We start from the raw sequence: 12771 nt of genomic DNA on the forward strand, positions 1-12771 counted from the left end.
CCACCAACTAAAGCCCTAATAAAACCAATCACAGAACTGATTTAAATAAGCCATTTCGCCACCAGCCTTTACAAACTCCCACGAATGTAAATGATAATGATTATCATTTGAATCTGGCACGATTTCATGTACTATTTTTCACACAAAAGACTTACAACCTTTACAAGGGTACTCAACATAACGCCCTAATGGTTACAACCTAAGATGAAAAATATGAAATTCAGTCCGGTATATTTATCTCTACTTTATATATTCAGTACGTTAGCCAACGCTAACGACAACACTCAAGTATCAGAACCTCAAGAAGCTTCACCAAGTGCACAGGAAAGTGCCAGTCAACAACCACTGGAAGTTATCGAAGTAAAAGGTCGTTATATTAAGGGTTACAATGCCCATTCAGCAAGTGGAGCTTCACGATTAGACTTAGCGATTAGTGACATTCCGCAATCAGTATCTGTCATTACCGGAGCACAAATACGTGACTTCCAATTAAATGATATTAATTCAGCTTTAGATACCGCAACAGGTATTAACGTAGAAAGAATTGAAACCGACCGCACCTACTACACCGCACGTGGTTTTGATGTAACCAACTTTCAAATTGACGGTGTCGGCCTGCCGCTTACCTCTGGCAACAATCATGCAGATGAAGATACCGCTATTTATGATCGTGTAGAGGTTATCCGTGGCGCCAACGGTTTAATGACAGGTGTGGGTAACCCTTCTGCTACCGTTAACTTCATCCGTAAACGCCCAACGGCAGACAACCAAGTTAATTTATCTGCAAGTTACGGTAGCTGGGACAACTTGCGCCTTAAAGCCGATGCAAGTGGTAACTTGAATGATACTTTCGCCGCTAGAGTGGTTGCAGTAAAACAAACCAAAGACTCATATTTAGACCGCTACCAAACTGATAAAACTGTGCTGTATGCCTTTATTGAAGCAAAGATTAGTGATGACACCAATCTATCATTAAGCCACAGTTATATTGACAATGATGCCAATGGCAACAACTGGGGCGCACTCCCTTTATTTTATACCGATGGCAGTGCCACCCATTATGATCGTTCAACCAACACCTCTGCTGATTGGTCAAATTGGCAAGTAGAAAAGCAAAATACCGTACTTGAGCTTAGCCATTATTTTTCTGATAACTGGCGATTACGTGCAACCTACTCATATAAAACTACAGACGAAGATACCGAGCTGTTTTATGTATATGGAACCCCAGACAAAAACACTGAACTAGGTTTAACCGGTTATGGCAGTGAGTACGACCTAGACGATAAACACAACTTAGCAGACTTATATATTGACGGCGACTTCAGCTTATTTGGCCGCGAACATCAGCTTGTATTTGGCGTCAATTATGCAAAATTAGATTACACGGACAGCTCACTTTACGACTACACCACTGGCAATGGTTTTCCAGCAATGCCTGACTTAAATACTTGGGATGGCAATACCCCTAAACCCACCTTTGCTGATGGTTTACGCGGCAGCGATGTTAGCGCAACTCAAAAAGCCGCTTACTTTACCGGCAGGTTCAATCTACTTGAAGACTTTCACTTAATTGCTGGCGGGCGATACAACGACTGGAAAGCAGAAGGCGAATCATATGGTAATATTCAAGATGTTGAAGATGCGCAATTTATTCCTTATTTAGGCTTAACTTATCGCTTTATTCCAGAGCTGTTAGCCTATGCAAGCTACACCGAAACATTTACTGCACAACGTGAACTAGACGTTAACGACAATACCCTTGCCCCCGTCACAGGTGAAAGCCAAGAAATTGGTTTAAAAAGCGAATTGTTTAATGGCAACCTCATCACAACGTTAGCCTACTTCGATATTCAGCAAACTAACTTAGCCACACTTGACCCACGCACCATTGACCTTCCACCAACTGAACAACGTTACATTGGTGCCGATGGCATTAGTAGTCGTGGTTTTGAGATTGATATTGCCGGAGAAATTTATCCTGGTCTAAATGCCAGCATTGGCTACACCGACTTTGATATTAAAGGTGACGACAATGTAGCAGCTTATACACCCAGTAAAATGTTTAAGTTAGCGGCAACCTATGATGTTGCTTTTATAGACGGCTTGTCACTGGGGATAAACATGCGTTGGCAAGATGACATTTATCGCTCACAAGGTGTTGTCGGAGATGGATTTGAAAATGCAGGTGAAGAAATTATTACTGAACAAAAAGCCTACTCCATTGTGGACTTAATGGCTAAATATGACATTACTGACAACTTAAACATTGCCGTTAATGCCAATAACGTCACCGATGAAAAATATCTAACCAGTCTTTATTGGGCTCAGGGATTTTATGGTGCACCAGCTAACTATAGCGCAACTATCAGCTGGAAACTGTAACGAATATGACTTGGAAACGGTGACCGATAATAGTCCATTTACCCATAATAAGCCACTGTTTGGGGTTTCCTGAACAGTGCCCAAATATATTAACCAAATGTGATGTATTGAAGGACAACATGAGAAAGACCCTTTTTAAATGGCACTCATATGGTGCATTAATCGCCATGCTACCGATTCTGATCATGTCTATAACAGGCAGTATATTGGTTTTTAAAGTAGAAATAGACACCTTACTTCGTCCTACTCACATGTCTGTCAATGAGTCGGAATCGAGCAATAGGCAGTCTTTAGATACACTAATGACCTCAGTACTTGGCAATAACCCAGACTATGAACTAGGTGGTTGGGAATTATTTGATGATAAATCTCGTTCTGATGCTGCATACCTAATCAAGCGTGGAACAGAAGACTGGTATAAGGTCTACGTTAACCAATACCAAAATAAATTACTGTCAACACCACAACCAATGGATCACTATATAACCGACTGGTTATTAGAACTGCACTATTCATTTTTACTGCACGTAAAAGGGGCTTCTGTCGCCTTTGTTATGGCACTCATCATGCTATTTTTAGGTATTAGCGGCATCATCATTTATCGCCGATTTTGGGCCAAGCTGTTTACTCTGCGTCTTAATGCGGTAAAGCGCATTCTATACAGCGACATTCACAAAATGATTGGTATTATCAGCTCGCCTATATTAATTATTCTGGCCTTTACCGGCGCTTATTGGAATATCAGCGGTATCATCCATGAAGTGACTGAGCACGGAGATGGTAAACACCTTTATATAACCGCACCATTGCATAGTCCTGATATTTCATTTGAAGCTCTCAGACGACAGTCAACTAAAGAAATAGCCTCCTTTCAAGCCGGTTATTTAGCCATGCCACACGAACCAGATAGAGATATTACGTTTTACGGCTCAGTTGAAACAGCAAACCCTCTCAATAGTGAATACAGCAGTATTGTGAGTTTTGATAAATCAACAGGTGAATTAATTTCAAAACAAGATATTCGAGAAGCTGGTTTCTTATTGGTATTTCTTGATAGCTTCCGCAAGCTTCACTTCGGCTATTTTGGCGGCTTATTTACGCGTATTATTTGGTGTATTCTAGGCTTAATGCCTGTCTTCCTTGCATTTACGGGGCTGTATTTGTACTTGCAACGTCGAAAAACACAACAACAAGCAAAGCAAAACCGTCAGGGCTTAAGTCAAGTCACTCAATAAATAACCTTGCCCTGCAACGGAATAAACAGCTTGCAGGTCAGGATAATCTTATTATTTCTTCCCTTGTGCCTAGCTGTATTCCCTTAAATACTTATGTATAATCTCGCCTCTTAAACTTGACCATTATTTATTCATTTCGACTTGTCAATTCATAAAGAGGCAACATGACTGTTAACCACTATGACCCCAAACAAACCACCACTCTTAATACCCCAAAAAAGGTCATAGCAGAGCAAGCCATTAACACTAATGAACAACCTATTTCAGCTAGCGCTGCAAAGATAGGCTTTGTTAGCCTCGGTTGCCCCAAAAACCTTGTTGACTCTGAACGTATTCTGACCCAATTACGCACCGAAGGTTATGATGTTGTCTCAACCTATGAAGATGCAGATATGGTCATTGTTAATACTTGCGGCTTTATAGATGCCGCGGTTCAAGAATCTCTCGACACCATTGGTGAAGCGTTAGCCGCTAACGGCAAGGTATTAGTGACCGGATGTTTAGGGGCTAAAAAAGATGAAATTATTGAATTACACCCGAACGTTTTGGGTGTAACAGGGCCTCACGCATATGATGAGGTACTCAAACAAGTTCATCAACATATTGCAAAGCCACAACATAATCCTTTAATTGATTTAGTGCCTGATCATGGCATTAAGCTAACCCCCAAGCATTATGCCTATTTGAAAATATCTGAAGGCTGTAATCATCGCTGCACCTTCTGCATTATCCCCTCAATGCGAGGTGATTTGGACTCCCGCCCTATTGGTGATGTATTGGGCGAAGCACAACGCTTGGCCAATGCTGGAGTGAAAGAACTATTGGTCATTTCACAAGATACCTCAGCATATGGCGTTGATGTAAAACATAAAACTGCATTTTGGGATGGCATGCCAGTTAAAACTCATATGCAACAACTGTGCGAGCAATTGGCTAAGCAAGGCGTTTGGGTACGCTTACACTATGTTTATCCCTATCCTCATGTAGACGATATTATTCCGTTAATGGCAGAAGGTAAAATACTCCCTTACCTCGATATTCCATTCCAACATGCCAATAAACGTATTCTGAAGTTAATGAAGCGCCCAGGCAGCTCAGATAGAGTATTAGAGCGGATTAAAAAATGGCGTGAAATCTGTCCAGAACTAGTGATTCGCTCAACCTTTATTGTTGGCTTTCCTGGTGAAACAGAAGAAGAGTTTCAAGAGTTACTCGAGTTTTTAGAGCAAGCACAATTAGACAGAGTAGGCTGCTTTAAGTACTCGCCAGTAGAAGGTGCTAAAGCAAACGAATTGCCAGATCATGTTCCTGAAGAAGTGATGGAAGACAGGTTACAACGCTTTATGGCTGTTCAAGCCAAAATTAGTGCCGAAAAGCTGCAAGCGCGTATTGGGCAAGAGTACTTAGTTCTAATTGACGAAGTTAATACTGAAGGCGCCATTGGACGTTCATACATGGATGCGCCAGAAGTGGATGGCAAAGTTTACCTAACGGATGAATTTGATGTGAAGCCAGGTGATCAAATTTGGGTGCAAATCATTCATGCTGACGAGCATGATGTATGGGGTGTTCGCGTCGAAGATTAATCCTTTAACTATGCCACGCTTGATGTATAAAGCAGCTCTTATACTTCTGGCGTGGTGAACCCACTCAGCAGCCATAACAAACACCCCTAAAATAACAACAAACTTTTTACATAAAAGGCTCGATGAAAAATAAAATCATCTTTAACTAACTATTATTTTAGACTGTGATCCTGACCAAAAAAACAGCAAGTTATGGTTTGTAAACTGCGGCTATAAAAGTCATAAAACGGCAGTTTTTGCTGCAATAGTCACACTAAGCAGCAACTCGTGATCAAGGTCTCAATTCAAGATTGTCGTAACAAAGTCAACCATGCTTACACAAAGTAGGTCGACTCACCATCAGAAACAGCCAAGCAAATAAGCAACAAGCAATTGATAATATTGATTATTAATTATTAATATCACAATCAACAATGTCTATCCACTTTAAAGCAATCATATCAACTACGTCTACCTTGGATAAGGCATAATTTGCCTGACTCAACTTCCTCACATAGAATGCGCTCGAATTTTTACAACTTCCTATGTTTTGCTAAATATGATTAGCAAAGCATTACACATCTCTTAGGAGCTTCCATGTCGACACAATTTGCCAATCCAGCACCATTAGGTTTAATGGGATTTGGTATGACTACCATTTTACTCAACATCCACAACGCTGGATTTTTCCCAATTGACGCGATGATCTTAGCAATGGGTATCTTTTATGGTGGTATTGGCCAAGTGATTGTAGGCATGATGTGCTTCAAATGTGGTGACACTTTTGGTACCACAGCATTTACCTCATACGGTCTTTTCTGGTTAACATTAGTTGGCTTAATGATTATGCCTCAAATGGGTATTTCACAAGCAAGCCCAGCAAGCTTTATGGGATGGTATCTTGGTTTATGGGGCGTCTTTACCGCCTTTATGTTTGTTGGCTCTTTACGCTACCCGCGTGCAAAACAAATTGTATTTGGGTCATTAACGATATTATTTTTCTTGCTTGCAGCGCGCGATTTTACTGGCTCAGAATTGATTGGCACAATTGCAGGTATCGAAGGTATTTTCTGTGGCGCAAGCGCAATTTACTTTGCTATGGCACAGGTTTTAAATGCCGAATACGGCCGTACTATTTTACCTATTGGCGAATTAAACAAAGTAATCGCAGATGCGGTAAATGATGATGTGCAAGCGAGTCAGTTAAAAGCAGCTTAATCATTAGTTAATAGTTATTGCGTCTACATCGAATTAGGCGCAATTAACAAAGCACTGCACGTGAAAACGTCCAGTGCTTTATTATTATATGTTGCAACGTTCTGTCCTCTACCGATACAAACAAGACAACACAAGTTGCATCACAGTTAACTAAAGTAATGAATCTAACAGATTACTCACTAATGCTGTCATGACAAAATGAGCAAAAATCCGCTTTCCAAGTCCCCATTAGATAAACCTGAACGTCCATAAGCAATGGTTTTACTACTTGATTTTATAGCATTTCAAATTAATTCAGACATAAAAAAATCCCTACCAGCAAGCTGATAGGGATTTCTATGTAATGTGGTCGGTGATAGAGGATTCGAACCTCTGACCCTCTGCTCCCAAAGCAGATGCGCTACCGGGCTGCGCTAATCACCGAGAAATTGTCCAAGTATTTGAGCAAATATTACGAGGGTAAACCCTCTGCTCCGCTCTTACAAAGAGCCGTGATGCGCTACCGGGCTGCGCTAATCACCGAGAAATTGTCCAAGTATTTGAGCAAATATTATGAGGGTAAACCCTCTGCTCCGCTCTTACAAAGAGCCGTGATGCGCTACCTGGCTGCGCTAATCACCGATATTTTACTTGCTAACAAGTCTGATATTTATCTAGCCGAAAAGCTAAAGTCGTTACCAAAAACGTGAAGGTGGTCGGTGATAGAGGATTCGAACCTCTGACCCTCTGCTCCCAAAGCAGATGCGCTACCGGGCTGCGCTAATCACCGAGAAATTGTCCAAGTATTTGAGCAAATATTATGAGGGTAAACCCTCTGCTCCGCTCTTACAAAGAGCCGTGATGCGCTACCGGGCTGCGCTAATCACCGAGATATAAATAAAACAACAAATTGAATGGGGTGACTGATGGGGCTCGAACCCACGACAACCGGAATCACAATCCGGGACTCTACCAACTGAGCTACAATCACCACTGATTTCAATCTTACTAACCTAAAGCAAAACCTCTTCGGTTATGCTAATTATAAAGCATATTACCGAATGGTGCGCCCAGAAGGATTCGAACCTTCGGCCTTACCCTCCGGAGGGGTACGCTCTATCCAGCTGAGCTATGGGCGCTCGCCTTGGTTAGCGACGCATATAGTAGGGATAATTTAGCTCTACGTCTAGCTCTGATTTACTTTTTTTAACTGAGTGCTTAAGTTTTGACTAATCTGGACCTTTGTAAGTGTTTCTACGGCCAAGAATATTACTTGGATCACACTAATATCTGTGTTAAAAATATGTTTTACTATTTTTTTGATTTTATTTAACATTTATAGGGTAGCGTGGCAATTTAAATGAATAAGGATATTATTTGCCAAAAAACAGCCGGCGATATTGATCTACTACAACGCAAGGTCGCTCGCTTAAAACGCTTAGCTGCAAAATATAAACGCTCTGAAATCATTCAACATGCACTTTTGGGTATATCCAACATTGCCACCAAAGCCGCCTCTTTAGATGATTTTTATGCTGGTGTGCATCAACACTTACAAAAACTTGTTCCTGCAGACAATTTTTTTATTGCATCGCTTAACCCAAAAACGGGTTTAATTAGTTTACCCTTTTTTGCTGATGAAAAAGATCCTCATCCCTGTGAACTTTACCCTGATGAAGAAATTTCCGCCATTTTAAAGCGTGGCATTACCGGCTATGTATTAAGGCAAGGAGAGCCTCTACTCTGCGATAACGCAGGATTTGATCACTTAATTGAAATGGGCGAAATTCAAGGTATGGGATCACCTTGTCATCAATGGCTTGGTGTACCGATCAAAAATAACGGTTTAGTGCATGGGGTACTGGTTGTTCAAAGTTATAATGAACTTATTACCTACGGTGATCTTGAACTAGAGTTAATGGGGTTTATTAGTCATCACATTTCAGGGGTCATGGAGCGTTTACTGCACCATGAACAACTAGAACAAGCCATTCAAGAACGCACAAAAGAACTAAGCCAGGCTTATAACAGTTTAAAGTTAGAGGTAACCGAACGTGTAAAAGCTGAAAAACTGCAAAAATCATTATTCGAAATTGCCGATTTATCAGCGTCAAATGTTCCTCATCAAGACTTTTATACACGCATTCATCAGATTATAAGTCAGCTATTACCTGCTAAAAATTGCTTTATCTCATTAGTCGATGACAACATGCTGTCATTCCCTTTTTATGTTTCTCAGATGGATTCTAAATATCCATCCAAACGACCAATGCAAGATGGGTTAACCGAATACATTTTACAGGTGAAAAAACCTTGTTTATTTACTGCAACAGATATTCGCTTAATGATTGAGCAAGGCGTGATTTATGCAAAATCACCTGAGCTTAATAGAACCCATTATATGCAACAATGGATTGGTATCCCACTTCGAATCCATGGCAAAGTGGTAGGCGCATTAACTATTTATAGTTTAGATTCAGATCAAACCTACCAAACAAAAGACGTAGAGCTACTCACATTTGTATCACAGCACATCGCTAATGCAATGGAGCGGAAGCAAGCTGTTGAATCTTTGAAGCACAGCTATGAGCTTTTAGAAGAGAAAGTTCAACAAAGAACAAAGGCATTGGCCAAGGTAAATACCGACCTACAAGTCGAAATTAATCAACGCCGAAAAATGGAAGCGCAACTGTTACATGATGCGCAACATGACGGTTTAACAGGTTTACCTAATCGCAGTTATTTAATTGAACGATTATCACAAGCTATCAAGCATATAAGACGTCATAACAAAGAACAATTCGCCTTATTGTTTATAGATTTAGACCGCTTTAAAGCGATTAATGATACCTTTGGTCATTTAGAAGGCGATCGCTTTTTAATCGAAACAGCGCATCGCTTAAAATCTTGTATTAGGGACAACGACACGCTTGCGCGCATGGGCGGTGATGAGTTTGTGGTGTTATTAGACTCTATTCACGGCTCGCAAGATGCAATAGAAGTTAGCGAGCGTATTTTGCATCAAATTTCACAACCTTATTTGCTCGCTAAACAAAAATTTATCTCGGGTGCGAGTATCGGTATTGTCTTCTCGAACAATAATGCGCTAGATACCACCGAATCACTGTTACGCGATGCTGATCGCGCAATGTATCAAGCAAAATCTAATGGTAAAGGCTGTTACGTCATATTTGATAGCCAGCTAAGCCAGCAGAATGAACAGCAAAATGATTTAATTGAGCAGTTTAAAGCCGCGATAGAACAAGGTCAAATCACAGTGGAATATAGCCCTGTTTACGATATTGACCAAAAAAACATTATTGCAATCGAACCGCAAACCCGTTGGACTCATAACGTTCACGGTATCAAAAATCATCATCAATTATGTCAACTGGCATTCAATTCGCAGCTAGCAGTGATATTAGATGATTATATTTTCCAAAAACTCAATCAAGATTACGCAGCACTAAAAGCGCAATACGGTGAAAAAACTGAGTTGCACATGGTTATTTCAAGTCAACATGTTAAACATAAATATGCCATTAGAGGACTGAAAAACACCTTAAAATCTAGCGCAATCAATTTAACTAAATTGACTATATTTTTTGATGAAAAATCATTTGTAAAAAATACTGAAAACCATATCAACGCCTTTGAAATTATTCATCAACTTGGTGTGAATATTGGTATTGATAATTATGGAACAGGTTACAGCTCACTCAGTAGCTTAAGCTTTCTGCCTATTACTATGCTTAAGCTTGCCCCAGAGATCAGCAAACACCTAATCAATATGCAACAGTTAAAGTTAGTAAAAGCATATCAACTCGCAGCAAGCGCATTAAATATAAAAATTATTGCAACGGCAATCGACACCCAACAACAAGTACATCAATTTAAGCAACTCGGTTACCGTTTAGGCCAAGGTCGGGCGCTAGCACTTGCTGAGCCTTGCAAACTTATTTCTTAAACATATCCCGTAAATTAGCAATATTGGCTTTACCGGTTTCTACTCTTTGCTGTTCGGTTTGTTTGGGCTTGCGATTTTCCCAAATTAAGTCATCTTGGGGTAATTCCATTAAAAAACGGCTCGGTTCGCAGCGCATGGTTTCACCAAACTGACGCCGTTCTCTACACAGGGTAAACCACAACTCTTTTTGTGCCCGAGTAATTCCCACATAGGCTAACCGGCGCTCTTCATCAACGTTGTCTTCATCAATACTGGACTGATGCGGCAAAATACGCTCTTCAACGCCCACCATAAACACATAAGGATACTCTAAGCCTTTTGAGGCATGGAGTGTCATTAACTGCACTTGATCGCCACCTTCGTCTTCTTGATTACGCTCCATCATGTCACGCAAAGTTAACCGAGTGACCACTTCAGGTAAGGTCATAGGTTCATCAAGTTCATCACCTTCAAGCATTTCTGTCACCCAGCGATAAAGTTCAGAAATATTTTTCATCCGCATTTCAGCGGCTTTTGCACTGGTGCTGGTTTCGTACAAATAATCTTCGTAATTAATACTGCGGATCAGCTGCTTAATGGCATCAACAGACTCTCCACGCTTGGCTATTTCACCAGTATCGACAATAAATTTTCCAAATTGATACAAGGACGCCATGGCCGCTGGAGCAAGATGGTGATTAAGCTCAGCGTCAAAAATGGCTTCAAATAGCGAAATATGTTTTTGGTTGGCATAGTTACCCAAGCGCTCAAGTGTGGCAGGACCAATACCGCGTTTAGGCAAATTCACCACACGTAAGAATGCATTATCATCATCTGGATTTACCACAAGCCTGAGGTACGCCATGATGTCTTTAATTTCTGCTCGGGCAAAAAACGAAGTGCCTCCACTGAGCTTATATGGAATACGGTTGGTCATTAGCGCACGCTCTAACAATCGCGACTGATGGTTGCCACGATATAAAATGGCATAATCGCCAAATTGCGTGCGTCCAACAAACTTATGCCGAATAATTTCAGCCACGACGCGTTCGGCCTCTTGCTCTTCGTTAGCCGCAAACAAGACTCTTAATGGCTCACCATAAGCCAATTCACTGAATAAGGATTTTTCGTAAACATGGGGATTATTGGCAATCAATATGTTTGCTGCCCGTAAAATACGCTGGCTAGAACGGTAATTTTGCTCAAGCTTAATCAATCGCAATTTAGGAAAGTCGGTTCCCAGTAATACTAAGTTTTGCGGTTTAGCGCCACGCCAAGAATAAATAGACTGATCATCATCACCAACAACGGTAAATCTGGCTCGCTCGCCAACCAGTAGTTTCACCAGTTCATATTGACTAGTATTGGTGTCTTGATACTCGTCCACCAGCAAGTATTGAATCCGTGTTTGCCAGCGAGTACGCACTTCCTCATTGTGTCGTAGTAACAAGGTCGGCAAGAGGATTAAATCGTCAAAATCAAGCGCGTTATAGGATTTCATATGCTGGGCATAGCGCTGATACAACTTAGCAAATAACTGAGTGCGCTCATCACCACCGCGCTTAATCGCTTGTTCAGGCACGACTAAATCGCCTTTCCAATTGGAAATGGCGCTTGCCAGCGCTTTGATTAAATCCTTGTCTTCGTCCAGCTCATTCTCGGTGAGCTCTTTTAATAATGCGAAGGTATCTTGGTCATCAAACAATGAAAAACCGGCTTTTAAACCAACCACTTTATGTTCACGCTTGATGATTTCTAACCCGAGTGTATGGAAAGTTGAAATCCACAGACCTCGGGCTTCTTTACGCCCCATTGATTGAGCAACACGCTCTTTCATCTCGCGAGCAGCTTTATTGGTAAAAGTCACCGCGGCAATATTACGCGCTTGATAACCACACTTTTCGACTAAGTAAGCAATTTTATTAATGATAACCCGTGTTTTACCACTGCCTGCACCAGCAAGCACAAGGCAAGGACCTGATACATAATGCACCGCATCGTTTTGTCCGGGATTGAGTTTCATTAATATTGGGTTCCTTAGAAGAATAATCGAGGGCAGATCATAGCAGATATCGCCCACGAGTTAACATTTTACCTAGCAAGTTTTGGTGTTCTTAGCTAGCTAAGCTACAATGGCAGCAATATCGGTGAAGGAATATAAAGCATGATCAATCCCAAAAAAATTGAAGAACTCGCTAAACAACTTAGTGAGAACTTACCGACTGGCGTAAAACAATTTGCCGCTGAGTTTGAAGAGCGCAGTAAGCAAGTTTTACAAAGCCAATTGATGAAGCTAGACGTCGTATCAAGAGAAGAGTTTGAAGTTCAACAGCATGTGCTGTTAAAAACCCGAGAAAAATTAGAAGCATTGCAAGCACAAGTCGCTGAATTAGAAAAGCGTTTAGCTGATTAGACTCAGCTTAAACTCAGCCTAAACAATACA

General features: G+C 40.9%; 7 protein-coding genes and 4 tRNA genes. 6 read left to right on the forward strand and 5 right to left on the reverse strand.

The window, feature by feature from the left end; all coding sequences use genetic code 11:
- Positions 1-213: 213 nt before the first annotated feature.
- The 4 genes from HBH39_RS15890 (at position 214) to HBH39_RS15905 (ending at position 6403) form a co-directional block, all read left to right on the forward strand.
- The gene (locus HBH39_RS15890; protein ID WP_167679641.1) at positions 214-2385 is read left to right on the forward strand and encodes a TonB-dependent siderophore receptor; all 2172 of its coding nucleotides are present in this window, start codon (positions 214-216) and stop codon (positions 2383-2385) included.
- 119 nt (positions 2386-2504) lie between these two features.
- On the forward strand, positions 2505-3620 hold the full coding sequence (locus HBH39_RS15895; protein WP_167679642.1) for a PepSY-associated TM helix domain-containing protein: 1116 nt from the start codon (positions 2505-2507) through the stop codon (positions 3618-3620).
- Positions 3621-3784: 164 nt separating this feature from the next.
- On the forward strand, positions 3785-5206 hold the full coding sequence (rimO, locus tag HBH39_RS15900) for a 30S ribosomal protein S12 methylthiotransferase RimO (RefSeq protein WP_167679643.1): 1422 nt from the start codon (positions 3785-3787) through the stop codon (positions 5204-5206).
- Positions 5207-5782: 576 nt separating this feature from the next.
- Entirely contained in the window at positions 5783-6403 is a 621-nt protein-coding gene (locus tag HBH39_RS15905; protein ID WP_167679644.1) for an acetate uptake transporter, read from the forward strand.
- Between the two features lie 346 nt (positions 6404-6749).
- Here HBH39_RS15905 and HBH39_RS15910 read toward each other — a convergent pair.
- The 4 genes from HBH39_RS15910 to HBH39_RS15925 form a co-directional block, all read right to left on the reverse strand.
- Positions 6750-6826, reverse strand: a tRNA-Pro gene (locus HBH39_RS15910).
- A 269-nt stretch (positions 6827-7095) separates the two neighbouring features.
- Positions 7096-7172, reverse strand: a tRNA-Pro gene (locus HBH39_RS15915).
- A gap of 125 nt (positions 7173-7297) precedes the next feature.
- A tRNA-His gene (locus HBH39_RS15920) sits at positions 7298-7373 on the reverse strand.
- 71 nt (positions 7374-7444) lie between these two features.
- Positions 7445-7521, reverse strand: a tRNA-Arg gene (locus HBH39_RS15925).
- Positions 7522-7742: 221 nt separating this feature from the next.
- On the opposite strand from HBH39_RS15925, the gene HBH39_RS15930 reads away from it, so the two are divergent.
- The gene (locus HBH39_RS15930) at positions 7743-10349 is read left to right on the forward strand and encodes a sensor domain-containing diguanylate cyclase (RefSeq protein WP_167679645.1); all 2607 of its coding nucleotides are present in this window, start codon (positions 7743-7745) and stop codon (positions 10347-10349) included.
- Here HBH39_RS15930 and rep read toward each other — a convergent pair.
- The gene (gene rep / locus HBH39_RS15935) at positions 10339-12351 is read right to left on the reverse strand and encodes a DNA helicase Rep (RefSeq protein ID WP_167679646.1); all 2013 of its coding nucleotides are present in this window, start codon (positions 12349-12351) and stop codon (positions 10339-10341) included. The two genes, HBH39_RS15930 and rep, sit on opposite strands and share 11 nt — an antisense overlap.
- A 141-nt stretch (positions 12352-12492) precedes the next feature.
- Here rep and ubiK point away from each other — a divergent pair, with 141 nt between their 5' ends.
- Positions 12493-12741: a ubiquinone biosynthesis accessory factor UbiK gene (ubiK, locus tag HBH39_RS15940; protein WP_167679647.1), complete on the forward strand. Its 249-nt coding sequence runs from the start codon at positions 12493-12495 to the stop codon at positions 12739-12741.
- Positions 12742-12771: the final 30 nt, after the last annotated feature.

The organism is Shewanella aestuarii (assembly GCF_011765625.1).
Classification (GTDB): domain Bacteria; phylum Pseudomonadota; class Gammaproteobacteria; order Enterobacterales; family Shewanellaceae; genus Shewanella; species Shewanella aestuarii_A.

Bases quoted from the DNA above. Each gene is read 5' to 3' on its own strand.
- ubiK (WP_167679647.1), top strand. From the start codon at position 12,493: ATGATCAATCCCAAAAAAATTGAAGAACTCGCTAAACAACTTAGTGAG.
- rep (WP_167679646.1), bottom strand. From the start codon at position 12,351: ATGAAACTCAATCCCGGACAAAACGATGCGGTGCATTATGTATCAGGT.
- rimO (WP_167679643.1), top strand. From the start codon at position 3,785: ATGACTGTTAACCACTATGACCCCAAACAAACCACCACTCTTAATACC.
- HBH39_RS15895 (WP_167679642.1), top strand. From the start codon at position 2,505: ATGAGAAAGACCCTTTTTAAATGGCACTCATATGGTGCATTAATCGCC.
- HBH39_RS15930 (WP_167679645.1), top strand. From the start codon at position 7,743: ATGAATAAGGATATTATTTGCCAAAAAACAGCCGGCGATATTGATCTA.
- HBH39_RS15890 (WP_167679641.1), top strand. From the start codon at position 214: ATGAAATTCAGTCCGGTATATTTATCTCTACTTTATATATTCAGTACG.
- HBH39_RS15905 (WP_167679644.1), top strand. From the start codon at position 5,783: ATGTCGACACAATTTGCCAATCCAGCACCATTAGGTTTAATGGGATTT.